The sequence below is a fragment of the Pseudomonas sp. TMW 2.1634 genome (assembly GCF_001703595.1).
Classification (GTDB): Bacteria; Pseudomonadota; Gammaproteobacteria; order Pseudomonadales; family Pseudomonadaceae; genus Aquipseudomonas; species Aquipseudomonas fragi.
This window is the reverse complement of sequence record NZ_CP016849.1, coordinates 27,608-46,979: the sequence shown is the minus strand read 5'-3', so window position 1 is coordinate 46,979 and position 19,372 is coordinate 27,608. Positions and strand designations below refer to the sequence as shown.

The following is a 19,372-nucleotide window of genomic DNA, read 5'->3' as shown; positions in this document are numbered from 1 at the left end:
TCATACCTGCAACCGTTGGCAAAAAGGGAACCCAGCCTCACACGCCCGGGTCGGTTGTTTAAATGCAGGGTTTTATACCTTTGGTTACATCGGCGCTAAACATACGCCCCACTCTGTGGGAGCGGGCTTGCCCGCGATGCAGGCGCCGCGGTCGTCAGGCCAACCAGGGCGATGCAATCGCGGGCAAGCCCGCTCCCACAACAAGCCACCTTCCAGCGCTCTGGTGAACGTTTCAAACCCCGGCAAGGTCGCATGCAGTGTCTATCCTGCTTGATCCACCCTATTGCTTCGAGGAGCCCGCACCATGACCACAACGGTTGCCGATTTCATCACCCAAACCCTGCAGCAAGCCGGCGTAAAACGTGTGTTTGGCGTGGTGGGCGATTCCCTCAACGGCTTTACCGACTCACTGCGCCGCCAGGATCAAATCCAGTGGATCCATATGCGCAACGAGGAATCCGCCGCGTTCGCCGCCGGTGCCGAAGCCCATCTGACCGGCGAGCTGGCGGTATGCGCCGGCAGTTGCGGGCCGGGCAACCTGCATTTGATCAACGGCCTGTTCGACGCCCACCGCAGCGGCGTGCCGGTACTGGCCCTGGCTGCGCATATCCCCAGCAGTGAAATCGGTATCGATTACTTCCAGGCCACCCACCCCGAAAGCCTGTTCAAGGAATGCAGCCACTACGTCGAGCTGGTGTCCCGCGCGGACCAGTTGCCGCAGATTCTCGAGCGGGCCATGCGCGTGGCCATCGCCAAGCGCGGGGTGGCGGTGGTGGTGATACCCGGCGACGTGGCGTTGCAAGCCACCGAGGCCAGGGTGCCCCAGTGGCTCAAGCCTGCCACGCCGCAGATTTGCCCGGCCCCGGCCGATATCGACCGGCTGGCGTCATTTCTCAATGATGGCAAGAAAGTCACGCTGCTCTGCGGTGCCGGCTGCGCCGGTGCCCACAGCGAAATCCTCGCCCTGGCCGAACGCCTCAACGCGCCCATCGTGCATGCCCTGCGCGGCAAGGAACACGTAGAATACGACAACCCCTACGACGTCGGCATGACAGGCCTGATTGGCTTCGCTTCGGGGTACAAGGCAATGATGAACTGCGACACCTTGCTGATGCTCGGCACCAACTTCCCGTATCGCCAGTTCTACCCCGAACACGGTTACATCGCACAAGTCGACCTGCGCCCCGAAGCGCTGGGCAACCGCTGCCCGCTGGAGCTGGGGCTGCTCGGTGATGTGAAGCTGACATTGCAGGCAGTGCTGCCCAAGGTGATGCAAAACCCCGACCGCGAGCACCTCGACAAAGCGCTCGACGACTACAAGAAAGCCCGCGAAGACCTCGACGCCCTGGCCGAAAGCGGCCCTGACAGCGCCATCATCCACCCGCAGTACCTCAATCGCCTGGTCAGCGAGCTGGCCGCAGAGGATGCCATTTTTACCTGCGATGTCGGCACCCCCACCGCGTGGGCCGCGCGTTACTTGAAGATGAACGGCAAGCGCCGGCTGATCGGCTCGTTCAACCACGGCTCGATGGCCAATGCCATGCTGCAAGCCATCGGCGCGCAGGCTGCCTTCCCTGAGCGTCAGGTTATCTCCCTGTCGGGTGATGGCGGTTTCACCATGATGATGGGTGACTTCCTGACCCTCAATCAGGTGGGTTTACCGGTCAAGGTCATCGTGCTCAATAACGGCACCCTGGGTTTTGTGGAAATGGAAATGAAAGCCGCGGGGTTCCCGGATGTGGGTTGCGACCTGAACAACCCCAACTTTGCGGCAATGGCCCAGGCGATGGGCGTCAAGGGCATCCGGGTCGAGCACCCGGCCGAACTCGAAGCCGCCCTGCGCGAAGCCCTCAGCCATGATGGCCCGGTACTGGTGGACGTGGTCAGCGCCCGCCAGGAACTGGTCATGCCCCCGACCAAGACCTTCGAGCAGGCCAAGGGATTCAGCTTGTTTATGCTCAAGACCGTCATGGACGGCCGCGCCCGCGAGCTGATCGACCTGGCCAAAGTCAATTTGTGGCGTTAATGAACTCCCTGTAGCCGCAGTACTTTGTGGGAGCGGGCTTGCTCGCGATGCATGCGGCGCGGTCTGTCAGGTAAACCGCGTCGATTTCATCGCGAGCAAGCCCGCTCCCACAGGGAGGCCTTGACCGGCAACAGAGTCTCGACATGATTGAAAAACGCTTCAGCTTGCGATCCCGGGCAGCTCTCGCCTAATATACGTTCCATATACATTTCATATTGGAACGCTAATGGGCATCGTCAAGATATCCGAGCAAATGCACGAAAACCTGCGGGTCGCCAGCAACGCGCTGAGCCGCTCGATCAATGCGCAAGCCGAACACTGGATGCGTATTGGCATGCTGTCCGAACTGTACCCCAACCTTGATCACAATCAGATCTGCCGCCTGCTGGTGCGAGCCGAGCAGGCGGGCGGCCTGGACTTGAATGTGGCACTGCAAGACACCCCCCTCGCAACCGGAGCACATTCATGAAGGCCAGCGTCGTTATCAACACCCCGGCACAGATCGCCCAGTCCAAGGTCGCGGGCAAGCTGGCCGCCGAAGTGCTGGCCATGATCGGCGAGCACGTCAAGGCCGGTGTCACCACCGACCAGCTCGACAAGATCTGCCATGACTATATCGTCAACGTGCAAAAGGCCATCCCCGGCAACGTGGGCTACCACGGCTTTCCCAAAACCGTGTGTGCTTCGGTCAATGAAGTGGTGTGCCACGGTATTCCGTCAAACCGGGTGCTGCAGGACGGCGACATCGTCAATATCGATATCGCGGTGGTCAAGGATGGCTGGTTCGGCGATACCAGCCGCATGTACTTCGTCGGCGAGCCAAGTGCCGCGGCGCGGCACCTGGTGAAAACCACCTACGACGCCATGTGCGCCGGGATCCGCGTGGTGCGCCCGGGCGCGACCCTGGGCGACATCGGTCACGCCATCCAGACCCTGGCCGAAAAAGAAGGCTTCAGCGTGGTGCGCGAGTACTGCGGCCACGGCATCGGCAAGGTCTATCACGATGAGCCGCAAGTGCTGCACTACGGCTATCCGGGCCAGGGCATGAAGCTCAAAGCCGGCATGATTTTCACCATCGAGCCGATGCTCAATGCCGGCAAGCGCCATGTCAAAACCCTGCCCGACCACTGGACCGTGGTCACCAGGGACGGCTCGCTATCAGCCCAGTGGGAACATATGGTGGCCGTGACTGACAACGGCTTCGAGGTGCTGAGCCCGTGGCCGGACACCATGGCCGACTACCCCGCCATTGTTTGACGGGCACTGCACAGGGATGGCGATATGACGGTTGAAAGCTACGACCAGCTGGCGATCTTCGCAGTGGTTGCCCAGGAGCGCAGCTTTACCCGCGCCGCCGCTCGCCTGGGCATGTCGCAACCCGCCCTGAGCCGGGCCATGCGCCAGCTCGAGGAGCGCCTGGGGGTCAGGTTGCTGGCGCGCACTACCCGCAGCGTTGCCCCCACACAAGCAGGTGAGCACCTGCTGCAGGTAATTGCACCACGCTTCGACGAGATCAACAACGAGCTGGCGCTGCTCAGCAAGTTTCGCGACCGGCCGGCAGGTAAATTGCGCATCACCGCAGGTGAGCATGCCGCGATTGCGGTCCTGCAACCGGTACTGGCACAGCTGCTGCCCGACCACCCGGACTTGAGCATCGAAATCATCGTCGACTACGGCCTGACCGATATTGTCGCCGAGGGTTACGATGCTGGCGTGCGCCTGGGCGAACAAGTGGCCAAGGACATGATTGCGATGCGCATCGGGCCTGACATGCGCATGGCGGTGGTCGGCTCCCCCGCTTACTTCAGCCGCTACCCCAAGCCGATGATCCCGGCCGATCTGATGGCCCACAACTGCATTACCTTGCGCATGCCTACCCACGGCGGCCTGTTTATGTGGGAGTTCGAGAAAAACGGCCAGGCCCTGAAAGTGCGGATCGAAGGCCAACTGGTGTTCAACAACATTGCCATGCGCCTGGAGTCGGCACTACAGGGCCTGGGCCTGGCCTATATGCCTGAAGACGCAGTGCGGCCCCATATCGAGCGGGGCCACCTGATCCGCGTGCTGGAGGACTGGTGCGAACCGTATTCCGGCTACCACCTCTACTACCCGAGTCGACGCCAGTCCTCGCCGGCCTTCACCCTGTTGCGTGAAGCCTTGCGCTACCGCGACTGAAGAGCAGCCAGTTGGGCGTCCAGTGCCTCGCTGGCGCGCCGGGCGGCATCGCCATCGCCACTTTCGGCGAGCACCTGGATCACCTCACGCAATTGCGCCTCGCTGAGACCAACACGCAGGCTGGCGCCCATATGTGAACGCAGTTGGGGCTCCACGCCGGGGGTGGCGGCCAGGGCACCGACCGTGGCCAGCTCGCGACTTTGCCAGTCCAGATTGTCCCGGGCAAAAATATCGCCGAACAAATGCGCCTGCAGGTACTGGTTGATCACCGGAGCAAAATCAAACAGCGGGCCCTGCACCGGCGCCCCGGAAATCCGCGTTTGATTGGCCTTGCCCAGGGCCAGCAGCTCTTCACCGGCAGGGATCGCAGCTTCGGGTTCACGCCCCGGGGCGTCTTCAATGCCCCGTTGACGGCGGGCATCGAGCACCTTCATCAACTGACCGAGGGCGTTGAGGCTTCGCGGGAAGCCCGTGTAAGCATACAACTGCACCAGGATTTCCTTGGCCTCGCTGACCGTCAGACCGGCATCCAGGCCCTGGTTCAAGGCGCTATCGAGCGCGGGCATATTGCTGCTGGCCATGGCGGCGGCGATCAGCGGGATGGCCCGCTGGCGTGGCGTCAGCCCCTGCCCGGCCACCCCGCTGACGGTTTGGGAGCCGTCGACGGGCGGGGCCGCCTGCACTGAATCGATGGTCAGCCCCAGGCTCAGGGCGAAGGCCGCAGCCAGCATGGCTGGGCTCTGAAACTTAACGGGCCTGGTATTGTTCATCCGTCACTTTCTCCATCCAGGTCACGTTTTTGCCGTCCACGGTGCCGGTGACGGCCAGATGGGTCATGGCACCGCCTGGGGCGGCACCGTGCCAGTGCTTGATGCCCGGCGGGCAGACCACCACGTCGCCGGGGTGAATCTGCTGCACCGGCTTGCCCCACTCCTGGGTCAGGCCCACCCCGGACACCACCACCAGCCGCTGCCCAGCCGGGTGGGTATGCCAGGCCGAGCGTGCGCCCGGCTCGAAGGTCACGTAGGCACCCGAGGCGTTGATTTCTTCGCTGGCGGGAAACAACGGATCGACCCGCACCTGCCCGGTGAAATAATCCTCGGGGCCAGGTGTAGAAACCTGAGCGGTGCTGCGGATAATCTGCTGTGCCCGGGCCTTGTCGTCAGCGGCTGCCGAGCCGGCTGCGCCCGCCAGGGGCGCCGCTACACACATTGCCAGGGTCCATAGTGTGCGGGTCATGCAAACCTCCTCGTATCAGAGTGTTCTGGCGTAGAAATCAGCCAGCTGGCTGATGGCTGCGTCGACATATTCAGGTACCCAGTAAGTCTGGATATGGGTTGCGCCATCGATCTTGAACAGCGTCTTGTCCTGGGTGCCCGTGGCCTTGGCGAACGCCTGCTCGGTCATGTACAGGGTGTCGGCCTTGCTGCCGGCAATCATCAACAGCGGCTTGTTGAGCAGTTCAAGCTGGTTGGTGGCATCGAAGCTCATCAGGTCCATCAGGCTGCTGAGGGTGTATTTGAAGGTCGAGTTGGGGTGGGCGTGGGTCTTGCCGTAGTACTCGAAACCTTCGCGATACAGGTCAAAAGGCAGTTTGGCGATTTGTTCGTCGGTGAGTTTGACATCACCGGTGTACACCACTTCGCCGCCTGCCGCTTCCTGGGCACGGGCGTCGGAGGCCTGCTGCAGGCGTTCCTGGATGGTGTCCAGTTGCGAGTCCATAAAGCCATTACGGCGCACCAGCCCGGAGTTGAACATGCTCACGGTGGCAATCGACTGGAAGCGCTTGTCGCTCTGCCCGGCCTTCAGCGCATAACCACCGCCGCCGCAGATGCCCAGGAGGCCTATGCGTTTGGTGTCGACACCGGGGTAATTGGCAATAAAGTCGGCCATGCCGTGAATGTCTTCGACACGGTTGGCGGGTTTGTCGACGTTGCGCGGCTGGCCACCGCTGGCGCCCTGGTAGGCGGCGTCGGCGGTAATGGTGATGTAGCCCTTGTCAGCCAGGCGCTGGGCATACAGGCCCGCGACCTGTTCCTTGACCCCGCCGTTGGGGTGCGCGACGACGATGGCCGGGTATTTTTTGCCCGCATCGTAGTTGGCCGGCGTGTACACATTGGCGGCGATATCCAGGCCGTTGAGCTTGTAGGTAACAGGATGGATATTGACCTTGCCCGGTTCGTTGCGAGTGATTGCATCGGCGTAGGTCAGGGTGAACGGGTTGGCCTTGTAGTCCCCCGCCTCGGCGGCTGACATACCGACCATTGCAGCCATGAGCGTGGCTTTAAGTACTGTAAACGTCATAAATATCTCCCTCTCAAAGTTAAACTTCTGCAGGAAACGGCCACCGGGGGCGAGCGCGTATTCAATATAGAAGTAACTTAGCGACTGGGGACTGATTAATAAACGGCGCTTACCGGATAGCACTTATACCCTGTAAGCATAAATCCCCCCCTTGCATCCGTGCGCCCCCTTCGCAACATCCGGCTAACCTGTGTTCAGTCCCGCCTGTTTGCTCACCGGAATTTGCCTATGTCCATTTTTCTCGACCATCCGTTGTCCTGGAGTGCCCTGCTGCTGGTGAGCGACGCCGTGCTGTGGCATCTGGCGCCCTTCAGGCAGCGCATTACGCGGGTCGCGGTGCGCCTGGCGCTGTTTGCGTTATTCAGCGTGATCATTTTCAACGCCGGGGTCAGCCCGTTGCAGCCGCCACTGTTTACCGATGATCGGGTCGCCCAGTTGGGGGCCACCGCGCTGGGGATTGTGTGGTGGCTGTATGCGGCGCGGGTGCTCACCGAGCTTATCGGCCTGGCGCTGATGCGCCGCATCGGCCACAGCGGCCGCCTGCTGCAGGATGTCATTGGCGCGCTGGTGTTTCTGGCGGCCATCGTCGCCGCGGCCGGTTATGTCCTGGAACTGCCGGTCAAGGGCCTGCTGGCGACTTCCGGGGTGGTGGCCATCGTGGTCGGCCTGGCGTTGCAGAGCACCTTGAGCGACGTGTTTTCCGGCATCGTGCTCAACACCACCAAACCGTATCAGGTGGATGACTGGGTGGTGATCGACGGGGTCGAAGGCAAGGTGCTGGACATCGACTGGCGCGCCACCCACCTGCTGACCAGCGCAGGCAGTACGGCGGTGGTACCCAACTCGGTGGCAGCCAAGGCAAAAATCGTCAACCTGAGCCGGCCCGGCAACCTGCACGGGGTGTCGATCAGTATCCAGGTGCCCAACCATATTCGCCCGCGGCGGGTGCTGGACGCCCTGGAGCGCACCCTGCAGGGCAGCAGCAGCCTGTTGCACGACCCGGCGCCCCGGGCGGCGCTCAAGGAAACCGGCGAGAGCATGTCCGAATACGTGGCCAGCGGGTTTATTGCCGAGCTGGGCAAAAAAAGCGAAGTGCGCAACCAGTTGTTCGACCTGGCTCACCGGCACCTGGAGGCCGTGGGCATTTCACGCCAGCCCGACAGGGTCATCGAATCCGCGAGCCGTGCCCGGGCGTTGCTCGATGAGGTAAAAATCTTCCGCTCGTTGAGTGAACAGGAGCGCGACCAGATCGCCCGCTCGATGGTTGCCCGGCAATACGCGGCCGGTGAAGTGGTGTTGGCTCATGACGAGGTACCCGACAGCCTGATGGTGATCGGCACCGGCGTGATCAGCGTCACCCTGCCGGATCCCAAGGGCCCCGTCGAAGCCGGGCGCATGGGGCCGGGGGAGATCATGGGCGAAGAAAGCGTGCTCACGGACTCCCCGTCCCTGGCGACCTTTACCGCCTTGACCTCAAGCATCATTTATCAGATCGACAAGGCCCTGACCCGGGACTGCATGGTGCAGCGGGCCGAGGTTGGCCGGGCCTTGAGCAAATTGCAGGCGGTGCGCCAGCAAAGCAGCCGCATGGCGCTGATGACCGCGCCGGCGCCGATCAGTAAAGGCGGGTTTTTGAGTTGGTTGCACCGGCATTGAGCAAGAGCAGCCAGCGCCCCGTAGCAGCTGACGAGTGGAACGAGGCTGCGTTCGATTGCGAAGCAATCGTAAACCTGAGCGCGCGGCTTATCTGACACACCGCATGCTCGGGTTTCACGAAGGCTGCCTCGGGGTGCCGCATCACGCCGAACGCAGCCTCGTTCCACTCGTCAGCTGCTACGGGGGTTGAGGGTTATCTGGAGGTAAACGCCGAGTAGCTGTTCATCAAGTTGCGGTAGTTGGGGATGCGTGGTGACAGCAAGTTGGCCAGGCCTTCCATGTCGTTGCGCCAGTCAACCTGCAGCTCGCACGCCACCGAGAACCAGTTGACCAACTGCGCACCCGCCGCTGTCATCCGCGCCCACGCCGCCTGTTGCACGGTTTCGTTGAAGGTGCCCGAAGCATCGGTGACGACAAACACCTCGAAACCCTCAGCCAGCGCCGACAGCGTCGGAAAGGTTACGCACACATCCGTTACCACGCCCGCAATGATCAGTTGCTTGCGCCCGGTCGCCTTGACCGCCTTGACGAAATCTTCGTTGTCCCAGGCATTGATCTGACCGGGGCGCGGGATGTAGGGCGCATCGGGGAACAGCTCCTTGAGTTCGGGCACCAATGGGCCGTTGGGGCCGGTTTCAAAACTGGTGGTGAGGATGGTCGGCAGCTTGAAGAACCTGGCCACATCAGCGAGCGCCAGCACGTTGTTCTTGAATTCGTTCGGCGAAAAATCCTGCACCAGCGAAATCAAACCGGTCTGGTGATCAACCAGCAGCACCACAGCATCATCTTTGTTCAGGCGTTTGTATGGAACGTGGCTCATATGGAACTCCTTGATAGAGGGGTGTAACGGGATCAAAACGCAAAACAGGAGCAGCCGAAGGCGCCCCAGAAACCGGCAAAATCGCTGACTGGCGCAGTCGACAAACGCGCCTTCTCATGGCCGTGGGCATGCACCGCGCACGGCCCGCTGCACTGGTGGGCCAGGGACGGTGCGCCCGGGCGCCAGTGGCCAGGGACTTGCACCACCGGCGACCAGTCGGGCAAGACCGGCAGCCGGGCAGGGCCAAGTTTTTCGAAGTCGTCGGCGGCATACACGACCTCGCCGCCCACTACGGTCAGCACCGACTCGATCCATTTGATAGCCTCTTCATCGACGCTGAAAAAGTCCGCACTTAGGACCGCGACGTCCGCCAGCTGGCCGACCTTGATCTGGCCCTTCTTGCCCTGCTCGGAGGAAAACCAGGCACTGCCGTGGGTAAACAGTTCCAGCGCGGTCAGCCGCGGCAGGCCTTCGGCATGCAGCTCGAGCCCGCCCACGGTGCGGCCGCTGACCATCCAGTACAGCGATGTCCACGGGTTGTAACTGGACACCCGGGTGGCATCTGTACCCGCACCCACCGGCACGCCTTCGGCCAGCATGCGTTTGATCGGTGGCGTGGCTTCGGCGGCTTTGGCGCCGTAGCGCTCGACGAAATACTCGCCCTGAAACGCCATGCGATCCTGAATCGCGATACCGCCGTCCAGCGCCCTGACCCGTTCGATGTTCTGAGGGGTAATGGTCTCGGCATGATCGAAAAACCATGGCAGGCCATTGAACGGAATATCCCGATTGACCTTCTCGAACACGTCGAGCATGCGGCTGATGGATTCGTTGTAGGTGGCGTGCAGGCGGAATGGCCAACGCTGCTCCACCAGATGGCGCACCACCGGCTCCAGTTCGTCTTCCATGGTCTGGGGCAGGTCAGGGCGCGGTTCGAGGAAGTCTTCGAAGTCAGCCGCCGAGAACACCAGCATTTCCCCGGCACCGTTGTGGCGCAAAAAGTCATCGCCCTGGTGCAGCTTGACGCTGGAGGTCCAGTGCTTGAAGTCAGTGAGTTCTTCCTTGGGTTTTTGCGTGAACAGGTTGTAAGCGATGCGAATGGTCAGTTGCCGGTCTTTGGCCAGTTGCTCGATGACCCGGTAGTCGTCGGGGTAGTTCTGGAAGCCACCACCGGCATCAATCGCGCTGGTGAGCCCGAGGCGATTGAGTTCACGCATAAACTGGCGGGTCGAATTGACCTGATACTCCAGCGCCAGCGTTGGCCCCTTGGCCAGGGTCGAATAGAGGATCATCGCATTGGGCCGCGCGACCAGCATGCCGGTGGGGTTGCCGTTGGCATCACGCACGATCTCGCCACCTGGCGGATTCGGCGTGTCACGGGTATAGCCGGCCACTCGCAGCGCGGCCCGGTTGAGCAAGGCGCGGTCATACAAATGCAGCACAAACACCGGGGTGTCCGGGGCCGCCTGATTGAGTTCGTCCAGGGTCGGCATGCGCTTCTCGGCGAACTGGAATTCGTTCCAGCCACCCACCACGCGCACCCACTGCGGTGTGGGCGTGCGCGCGGCCTGCGCCTTGAGCATGCGCAACGCATCGGCCAACGACGGCACGCCTTCCCAGCGCAATTCGAGGTTGTAGTTCAGGCCACCGCGGATCAGGTGCAGGTGCGAGTCATTAAGCCCGGGAATGACGCAGCGGCCCTTGAGATCGATGACTTGCGTGCCCGTACCGCGCAGGGCCATCGCCTGGGCATCGGTGCCGACCGTGACAAAACGGCCTTCACGGATGGCCACGGCACTGGCCTGCGGATTGTCGCGGTCGACGGTGTTGAATTGACCATTGAACAGGATCAGATCGGCGTTCATCACGTTTCCTTGGGCGCACAAAGGACTGGGGAGCTGCGGGATCGAGTTTCAGCGTAGATCCTTTAAGCACATCCGATGCCGCCATCGGGCGGGAGCTTCTGTGCGGGAGCTGGCTTGCTCGCGCAGCAAATGGCGTCGTTTGCAAGTCGTCTGGCGTGCTGCTGCTAGTGATCAGCCTCGCGGTCTGGACCATCATGGACTCACAGATTGTTTGTGCGGTCTCACACAAAGAGGTGTTCGAATGTCCAGAGTATGGTTTATCACCGGCAGTTCCCGTGGCCTCGGCCGCGCCATTGCGCTGGCCGCACTGCGCGCCGGCGAGCGGGTGGTTGGTACGGCACGCAACCCGCGCCAGCTCGATGACCTGGTGGCCGCGTATGGAGATGCGGTCTACCCGCTGGCGCTGGACGTCACCGACAACGCCCGGGTGGTCAGTGCGGTCGCGGCAGCGGTGGAGCATTTCGGCCGCCTGGACGTGGTGGTCAACAACGCGGGTTACGGTGATATAGCCGCTGTCGAAGATGTCACCCTTGAGGCTTTCAAGGCCCAGATCGACACCAACTTCTATGGCGTGGTGTATGTGAGCAAGGCGGTGTTGCCGTTTTTACGCGCCCAGGGCAGCGGTCATATCTTCCAGGTCTCGTCGCTGGGTGGCCGTATCGGCATGCCGGGCCTGGCGGCTTACCAAAGTGCAAAATGGGCAGTGGGCGGGTTTTCCACGGTGCTTGCACAAGAAGTGGCGCCACTGGGGATCAAGGTCACCGTGCTGGAGCCGGGCGGTATGCAGACTGACTGGGCCGGGGCTTCCATGACCATCCCGCCGGTCAGTGAGCCCTACCGGCAAACAGTCGGTGCACTGATCGAGTTGCTCGGCTCACCCGGCATCCTGCCCACCCGGCCGGACCGCGTGGCGCAAATTGTGCTTGAACTGGCAATGACCGAGGATGCTCCACTACGCTTGCTGATCGGTAGCGACGCGGTGCAATACGCAGCCCGGGCGGCAGCCGAACTTGCCGCGTCGGATCAACGGTGGCACGACCTCAGCGTATCCGCATCGGACTGAACCCACTCAGGACAGCAGGCAAAGGAGCCCCATGTCTGACGCCAACCGCCCCATCGCTTCGCGTTTCAATGTACCCGATGCGTTCTGGCACGGCCTGACCCTGATCGGCCTGGAGCCGGCAATGGTCCTGCGTCAGGCACGGCTGCCCGTTACCCTGGGCATTCGTGAGCTGCGTGACCGGCGCCAGGTCAGCACACAGGAATTCTTCCGTTTGTGGGAGGCCGTGCACGTGCTCAACCCTGACCCGGCCGCCGGTATCCTGCTGGTAACGCGGCTGGATATCGCCATATTGCCGCCGTCCAGCTTTGCCGCATTTATAGCCCGCGATTACCGCGACGGGCTGCACCGCCTGGCCAGGTTCAAGCAACTGTGTACCCCCGAACGCCTGCGCGTCAGCGAAGCGGGACGCCACTGCACGATCTCCCTCGACTGGCTGCACACCGCGCAACAACCGCCCGCACTGTTGGTCGACGCGGCGTTTGCCACATTTATCGAATTGGGGCGCCGGGGCTCGCGGGTGCACATCGTTGCGCAGCGGGTGGAGCTGGCCCGGCCTGATGATGGCAGCAGCGCACTGGCCGACTTTTTCGGTTGCCCGGTCCATTTTGGTGCCGGGCGCAATGCCCTGGTGCTCGACACTGCCGACCTGGATCGACCCTTCCCGGGCCATAACCCGCAACTGCTGGAGATGCTCAACCCGGCGCTCGTTGCAGCGCTGGCCGAGGCCACGGCACCTGCCAGCATGGCCTTGCAAGTAAAGAGAGCCCTCAAGCGCATCCTCGCCAGCGGCCGCCCGGACATGCTCGACGTGGCACGGGAACTCGGCATGAGCGAGCGCACCTTGCAACGGCGCATTACCGAAGAAGGCACCAGTTTTCGCCAGCTGATGCTGGAAACACGCCAGGAGATCGTGCGCCATTTGCTGGCGGAACCGTCGATCGAAATTGACGAAATTGCCTGCCTGCTCGGCTACGAAGACACCAATTCGTTTTATCGCGCCTTCCGCTCCTGGGAGGGCACCACACCGGCGCGCTGGCGGGCATTGCAGGCGCCCTTGCCTGCCCATTGAACGGGTCCAGGGGAGTATTTGCATGAAAATCATCATTTTTGGTGCCACCGGCATGGTCGGCCAAGGCGTACTACGCGAGGCACTCAATGCTGATGACGTCAGCCAGGTGCTGGCCGTTGGACGCGCACCGCTGGCCATCAACCAGTCGGCAATGTGGGCGCGGGTCAAGCGGCGTACCGAGCAAGATCTGCTGGCCCTGCCCTTCAAGGCCGCGTATATGTTCCGCCCCGGGGTGATTCAGCCGTTGCACGGCGTGCGCTCAAAAACGCCTGCCTACAACATTTTTTACACGCTCACCGGGCCCTTGCTGTCGCTGGCACGCCGACTGCTGCCAAGGCATGTGCTGAGCACCGAGGAGCTTGGTGTGGCAATGCTTGAGGTAGTTCGTCACGGAGCACCCAGGGCGGTGCTCGAAACAGGCGATATCCGCGAGTTGTTGACCCCGGGCAAACGCCGCCCTTGAGCCAGCAACCGCCCTCGTGCATGACCGCAGGGGAATATCAGGTCAGCATTTTTCTTGTTCACGGGTGTGACAGAGCGCTCGCCCGTACCTATTCTGCAAATGACCTGCGCACCGCCAGGTTCTGGAATCCGATCCTCCACTGCAGCTTATTGCGCTTATCGAACCTGCCCATGACCGACCGTTTCAAACCATCACGACCATTGCCCGTAAACTTGCGCGGCCTGATCCTTTGCATTGTTCTGATGTCGGTCCTGGCGACGCTGTGCAACAGTCTTGTCGTGGCTTATCGAGTACAGCGCGACGCCCTGATCCATTCGACCCTGGAGTCCAATGCAGCCTATGCAGCAAAAGTCGCCTCCAGCATCGGTGAGTTTTTGCGGGCGGCGCACAGCAACCTCAACTACAGCGCCAAAATTCTCGGCAAGCACTGGGACGATCCGCAGGTACTGCATGAAGAGGCCTTGCGCCTGAAGGCACAGGACCTGTACTTCAATGCCATTGAAATCATCGACGCCAACGGCAACGTCCTCGCAGCGAACCCGCCTGCCTCGCAAGTTGGCGACTCCGGTTTCAGCGCAGACGGCATCCAGCAAGCACTCAAGGAGCGCCGCCCGCTGGTCAGTTCGACCCATATTTCCAGGCAGGGCAATCTGGTCGTGTTCATCTCACAACCGGTTTTCGGTAAAGACGCAGAGTTTCTCGGCGTGGTGGTGGGCTCGGTTTACCTGCTTGAGCAAAGCGCCTTGCACACCGTCATCAGCAGCCACTTTCATCACGAAGGCACTTTTGCATTTGTTGCTGACAGCCATCGCCGACTGCTCTACCACCCTGACCCCAAGCGGATTTCCGAAGTGCTGAGCTGGAGCCCGGCGATCGATGCCGCATTACGCGGCGAACGCGGCTCAATGGAAGTAGCCAACTCGCGGAACGTCGACATGCTGGCCGGTTACGCCCAGGTGCCGGACTCGAACTGGGCAGTGGTCGTGCAACGGCCCAGGGCGCTGAGCCTGGCGACCTTAAGGCAACTGATGCACGACATGCTTATGGGCATGGTGCCGGCCGGTGTTTTGGGGCTGGGCCTGGTACTTGCCGGCACCACCCTGATCGCCCGACCGCTGCGCCAGCTGTCCGCAGCCGCCCAACAGTTATCGGCAGCGCAAACCCCACAGCAACTGCAACGTATCAACGCCTGGTACCACGATGCCTCGGCCATCCGCCAGGCCATGCTGGCGGGCGTACAGCTGCTGCAGCAAAAGCTTGGCCGGCTCAGCCACGAGGCACAAAGCGACCCTCTGACCGGCCTGGCCAATCGCCGGGCCATGGATGAGTTGCTCAATGTACTGGAGCAGACTGAGCAAGCGTACTCGGTACTGGCACTGGATATCGATCACTTCAAAAAGGTCAATGACACATTCGGGCACGACGCTGGCGACGTGGCACTCAAGCAAGTTGCCGAAATCCTCAAGCAAAACTCCCGGGCAAACGACCTGGCATGTCGCAGCGGTGGTGAGGAATTTTCGCTGCTGCTACCGGATACGACACAAGAAACAGCCGGAGCCATTGCCGAACGCATACGCCAAAGCATCGCCGACGCGCGTATACCGCAAGTCGGCAAGCTGACTATTTCCATAGGGGTGGCCAGCAAGGCGAACGAGCCAATAACCTCGCAACAGGTACTTAAACTGGCCGACGAACGCCTTTACCGCGCCAAGGAAGATGGGCGCAACCGGGTCGTGTCGGCCTGAGGGTAGATTGGCGGTGTATTAATCGACGCCCACGAAAAAGCCCCTGAAATCTTTAACCATTTCAGGGGCTTCGTCTTGTTCAATAATGGCGGAGAGATAGGGACTTTCAGAATCCGACCCTACACCCCTTTAAAATCAATGTCTGTAAGGGTATCCGGCGATTTTGCTACAAATTTTTGCTACAAATTTAGGTCGAAATCAGCTACCTTTTCGGCATCAACACCCAAGGCTCAAGAGCGAAAATGGCAAGCGACAACCTAGTTCTACGGTCAGGTAATTGGCACGTCCGGCTAAGCATTCCGAAGGACGTGAGGCACATCCTCAACCGAACCGAGTTCACCGAGTCGCTCAAGACCGGGAGCAAGCCTGAAGCTCAGGTAAAGAAGTTGGCGTTCCTACATTCATGGAAACAGGCGATAGCGAACGCTAGGAGGCTCGTTGCGGGGCCGACCCCTGACGAACTGTCAGAAAAGTCCTATGACATTTCAAAGCTGATCGAGACACGCCAGCAATCGGGCTTGATGAACATCGTCACCAGCACGCAGACGGATGAGCTAGACCTCACGTTCAGCCAAGAGAAATTCCAGCACATCGAAAGTGAAACTTTTGACCTAATTTCAAATGCTCAAAAATGGAAAAGTCCAAAGGAGGCATTTGAATCCGATTTTGACCCGTGTGGCGAAAGACCCTACCTTGAGTTTGAGACTTTCAAGGAAAAATGGTCAGAGCGAGGCGAAGGAATTTCCCTTGAGCAGAAAATTGAAAGGTTCAATGACTTCATTCGATTAAATAAAGTCATGCACAATTATTTAATTACAGTTGGCCAGCCAATCAGTATCGAAAGTATCGACGAAGTAAAATCAATCCTCGACAGTCCAAAAAATTACAAAATCAAATCTCCTATTACAACTAACAGAATAGCGTCATTTGAAGCGTATCAAATTAAGACCAAGGGGATTATTCAAAAGACTGTAGATACGCAGGCAAATCGCTTGAAATTGATGAATGCTTGGCTTGAAGCAGAGCAACGCGACCTCAACCAAGAAAGCATTGCCAGCTATCTCGATACGCTCAACCTTTCCATTAAGACTAAAAAGCAATACCTCTTCGCCGGGTCAAGTTTTTGGAAATGGGCTATTAAGCACGACGAAAATTTTAAAAAGCTACACCGAGACCAGCAATCCCCCTTCGAAAAGCATGATTTTCCAGTAAATCGCAGCAAGAGGGGCGACGGCTCAACAGATAGAAAGGCTTTTACACCGGAAGACGTTACAAGACTGCATGAGGCAGCCAAAGCTACAAAAAACCGTGAAACACTCACCGACCTTATACTATTAGGTTCTCACACCGGAGCAAGGATTGAAGAGCTTTGCCAGCTTCAAACCCAAGATATAGTCACCGAGGAAGGCGTTAAATGCTTTTACTTCTACGATGGGAAAACCGCAGCCAGTGAGCGACATACACCGATACACCCAGCCATTAAAGAAACAGTGGAAAGATTGATCCGTAATTCAAAGGACGGTTTCTTGATTAGCTCACCAGCAGGAAACAAATACGGAAACCGTTCCGATGCACTCAGCAAACAGTTTGGCAGATTAAAAACCACTCTTGAATATAACAGCCAATACGTTTTCCATAGCTTCCGCAAGACTGTAATCACACAATTGCAACGTGCAGACGTGCCCGGAATACTAATTGCATCAATCGTTGGGCATGAGACGGGAACCATCACATTTGACGTGTATAGTGCAGGACCAAGCCCGAAGCAAAAACACGATGCAATATCAAAACTAAAATACAATATAAAAATCTAAAACCGAAAGCGTTACACGTTAAAAAAAAGAAGAACAATCAAAGGCTCCCAAGCTCTTACCCACCAGAAGAGCTTTTGACCTTCTCCAAAAGAACATTTTTTAAAAAATTCTCTCGCATAATGCACTCCCCTGCATACGCCTCACGTATACACACGCACCCACCCACGCACGTCTTTAGTTATCTATATATAGATATCATATATATTAGATAACAATAATAAAGATTACTACACCACACGCATACATACACGCAAGCACAAACAGCCCACGAATTTGATTAAAATTTAATCTATGGTAAATTACAAATAAGGGTAATGAGCAAAGCGATATGAAGCATTTATCAACCCTTTGGTTACTACTTCACACTTTTGCTTCGCAAAAGATGAGAAGTAGTAACGTCGGGCCAAAGGGTGCCCCTTTGGATACCCAAGAGCAAAGCAAAAGCATCTCGCTGAAATTTAGGAGTAAAAAACAACAACTACTGAGGGTAAAATGAGCAATGAAATCAAAAGCACAACCATGCTATATAAGAGGCTTAACTTTTCAGTCTCTACAATTAAAAAACTAGGCAAATCCTTAAAGCATTCCTTGCGTGTTCACAGCAAAGAAGAAAAGAAAACACAATGGGACGAAGACCTATCCCATAACAACATATTCATAATTAACGGCAATCGCGTCTCGATGAATGAGGCGTCCGCCTTGTCATTCATTAAAGACACGCTAACACCCTTTCATTTGGTCAATAGAAGCAAAGAGCAGAGAAAAGAAGACGTAGAAACTAAAGGCAAATATAAATACAAAATCAAGAAAATCATTAAAGATGAGGTAGGCCAACCCATAGCCGCCTATCTTGATGATCTGATCGAGCGTGGCGATTACATCGACGGCGAACAGGTCAAAGAAGATTTTGAAGCCTTCGAGGTCAGCAGGAAGGCCCAGAAGCTCAAAAGCGTCCAAAACTACATAGACCTACACAACACTATCACCCAAGCAGAAAAACCACTGGATGGCCGTAAAACGGTTATCCAAGAGGCTTTCTTTAAATTCCCCATGCACAACCAAGTAGATCTACCGCCTGAATTCTACGTTTCTGCAATTCAGGACTTCTACGCCAAATATTTTCCCGACTATAACGTACTATTGACGGTTTACCACGGCGATGAATTAGAGGGAGGTAAAAAGAAGGTTGGCGACCACCCTCATATTTTTATCGACTGTAAAAACAAAAGAACTGGGGAATATGACCTGACAGAACAGCAAGCGGTACTTGCCAATAAAGTTATTAAACATCTTGATTTTTTTAAGGATTACACGCCTGTAAACACCAAGCAACAGACCTATCAGGAAAGCCAAATAATAGGCGAAGCGTTACAGGAGCTATTTTACAAGCACATAAATAAAAAATTCAAAACTGAAAGTATTCCACTTGTAGCTAATAGATTGGAAAAAACCCAAGAAAACCTTGAACTTAGAAAGAAAATCAGGCTTGAAAGTAAGAAAGCCAAAGAAGATAGGGCATTTAACATTTATACAATGCGACAAGAGCAACTTGAAGATAAACAAAATAAACTTGAGGAAGTCTCAACAGAAATCGAGAACAAGCAACAAACAAAAGGCACGATTGACCAAGAAATACGCCAAGGGACACAAATCAGCCTTAACTTACAAATGAAGATTGAAAAAGCCGAAACATATTGGAGCAAAAGGCTCGCCCAGTTTGACAGCAAAATCAAAGAAAACACGACAACCCTTAGCACCCTAACGCAAAAACGAATAGATATTCAGCAAGACATCACACAGCTACAAAATAAAAAAGTTGAGCTAGGCAAAAACTTCAAAGCAGAAAAAGAAAAATTACAAAAAAATCTAAATAACTTAAAAGGAAAAGTTACAGCAGAATCGGCAAAGCATAAAAGAATTAAGCAAGCGATAACAATACTTGACGAAAAGCTAGAACCACTAATCCATAAATTTGACATAAAGGTGGACAAGGTTCTTCATGCAAATAGAATGCATGAGAACACAGAAATCCTGTATCAAGAAATGAAAGAAAACATCTTACAGACCGCTAAATATATGGGAAAAGAAAAGCGACACGATTACCTATGGTCAGTGAAAGAACAGCTTGAAGAAAAAGGACTAGACCCTGATATGGTTAATTTTGGCTTTAAAGAAAAGGTCCAGCTATTCATATCCGACACATTCACCAGCACCCAAATAATAGAATTTGATAAACAGGAGGCGGTAGATGCAAAGACAGCGAGAGCAAGAAGAAGCCTTCACAAAAACAAATAAAAACCCGCAACAAGGCGGGCTTTTTACCATCCAAGTTTGACAAACCTCGAAAGTGTGGCAACTTGAAAGGAGCAGAA

At 57.4% G+C, this 19,372-nt stretch carries 16 protein-coding genes; 11 read left to right on the top strand and 5 right to left on the bottom strand.

Translation table 11 applies throughout. From position 1 onward, the window contains the following. Positions 1-304: 304 nt before the first annotated feature. From poxB to BFC21_RS00200, 4 genes are all read left to right on the top strand, one after another. Positions 305-2,026 carry a ubiquinone-dependent pyruvate dehydrogenase gene (gene poxB / locus BFC21_RS00215; RefSeq protein ID WP_095004200.1) on the top strand — a complete coding sequence of 574 codons (1,722 nt, stop codon included), beginning with the start codon at positions 305-307 and terminating at the stop codon, positions 2,024-2,026. A gap of 226 nt (positions 2,027-2,252) precedes the next feature. Beyond that, positions 2,253-2,495, top strand: coding sequence for a ParD-like family protein (locus BFC21_RS00210; protein ID WP_086796129.1), 243 nt, complete (start codon positions 2,253-2,255; stop codon positions 2,493-2,495). Continuing rightward, positions 2,492-3,283 (top strand): type I methionyl aminopeptidase, encoded by a 792-nt coding sequence (map, locus tag BFC21_RS00205; RefSeq protein ID WP_088379342.1) that lies wholly within the window; start codon positions 2,492-2,494, stop codon positions 3,281-3,283. Before BFC21_RS00210 ends, map begins: the two co-directional genes overlap by 4 nt. A gap of 24 nt (positions 3,284-3,307) precedes the next feature. Then, complete coding sequence (locus BFC21_RS00200) at positions 3,308-4,201, top strand: LysR family transcriptional regulator (RefSeq protein WP_088379341.1); 894 nt, start codon at positions 3,308-3,310, stop codon at positions 4,199-4,201. Here BFC21_RS00200 and BFC21_RS27080 read toward each other — a convergent pair. The 3 genes from BFC21_RS27080 to BFC21_RS00190 are packed head-to-tail and all read right to left on the bottom strand — an operon-like array spanning position 4,189 to position 6,505. Next, complete coding sequence (locus tag BFC21_RS27080; protein ID WP_088379340.1) at positions 4,189-4,971, bottom strand: carboxymuconolactone decarboxylase family protein; 783 nt, start codon at positions 4,969-4,971, stop codon at positions 4,189-4,191. The two genes, BFC21_RS00200 and BFC21_RS27080, sit on opposite strands and share 13 nt — an antisense overlap. Beyond that, positions 4,949-5,440 carry a cupin domain-containing protein gene (locus BFC21_RS27075; protein ID WP_162939266.1) on the bottom strand — a complete coding sequence of 164 codons (492 nt, stop codon included), beginning with the start codon at positions 5,438-5,440 and terminating at the stop codon, positions 4,949-4,951. The genes BFC21_RS27080 and BFC21_RS27075 overlap by 23 nt, the downstream gene beginning before the upstream one ends. Before the next feature lie 15 nt (positions 5,441-5,455). Continuing rightward, a complete protein-coding gene (locus tag BFC21_RS00190) occupies positions 5,456-6,505 on the bottom strand; it encodes an alpha/beta hydrolase (protein WP_088379338.1) in 1,050 nt (349 codons plus the stop codon). A gap of 228 nt (positions 6,506-6,733) precedes the next feature. Here BFC21_RS00190 and BFC21_RS00185 point away from each other — a divergent pair, with 228 nt between their 5' ends. Beyond that, positions 6,734-8,161, top strand: coding sequence for a mechanosensitive ion channel family protein (locus BFC21_RS00185; protein ID WP_088379337.1), 1,428 nt, complete (start codon positions 6,734-6,736; stop codon positions 8,159-8,161). Between the two features lie 193 nt (positions 8,162-8,354). On the opposite strand, the gene ycaC is transcribed toward BFC21_RS00185, so the two are convergent. Both ycaC and BFC21_RS00175 read right to left on the bottom strand, forming a co-directional pair. Next, complete coding sequence (gene ycaC / locus BFC21_RS00180; RefSeq protein WP_016780082.1) at positions 8,355-8,981, bottom strand: isochorismate family cysteine hydrolase YcaC; 627 nt, start codon at positions 8,979-8,981, stop codon at positions 8,355-8,357. 32 nt (positions 8,982-9,013) lie between these two features. Further along, entirely contained in the window at positions 9,014-10,846 is a 1,833-nt protein-coding gene (locus BFC21_RS00175) for an amidohydrolase (protein WP_088379336.1), read from the bottom strand. Between the two features lie 241 nt (positions 10,847-11,087). On the opposite strand from BFC21_RS00175, the gene BFC21_RS00170 reads away from it, so the two are divergent. From BFC21_RS00170 to BFC21_RS00145, 6 genes are all read left to right on the top strand, one after another. Continuing rightward, positions 11,088-11,909 (top strand): SDR family NAD(P)-dependent oxidoreductase, encoded by an 822-nt coding sequence (locus BFC21_RS00170; protein ID WP_088379335.1) that lies wholly within the window; start codon positions 11,088-11,090, stop codon positions 11,907-11,909. Positions 11,910-11,940: 31 nt separating this feature from the next. Then, the gene (locus BFC21_RS00165; RefSeq protein WP_088379334.1) at positions 11,941-12,978 is read left to right on the top strand and encodes an AraC family transcriptional regulator; all 1,038 of its coding nucleotides are present in this window, start codon (positions 11,941-11,943) and stop codon (positions 12,976-12,978) included. Positions 12,979-13,000: 22 nt separating this feature from the next. Beyond that, a complete protein-coding gene (locus tag BFC21_RS00160) occupies positions 13,001-13,441 on the top strand; it encodes a hypothetical protein (RefSeq protein ID WP_120265493.1) in 441 nt (146 codons plus the stop codon). 170 nt (positions 13,442-13,611) lie between these two features. Further along, positions 13,612-15,186 (top strand): diguanylate cyclase, encoded by a 1,575-nt coding sequence (locus BFC21_RS00155; RefSeq protein ID WP_120265492.1) that lies wholly within the window; start codon positions 13,612-13,614, stop codon positions 15,184-15,186. Between the two features lie 242 nt (positions 15,187-15,428). Then, complete coding sequence (locus BFC21_RS00150) at positions 15,429-17,000, top strand: site-specific integrase (protein WP_120265491.1); 1,572 nt, start codon at positions 15,429-15,431, stop codon at positions 16,998-17,000. A 492-nt stretch (positions 17,001-17,492) separates the two neighbouring features. Next, a complete protein-coding gene (locus BFC21_RS00145) occupies positions 17,493-19,295 on the top strand; it encodes a hypothetical protein (RefSeq protein ID WP_120265490.1) in 1,803 nt (600 codons plus the stop codon). Positions 19,296-19,372: the final 77 nt, after the last annotated feature.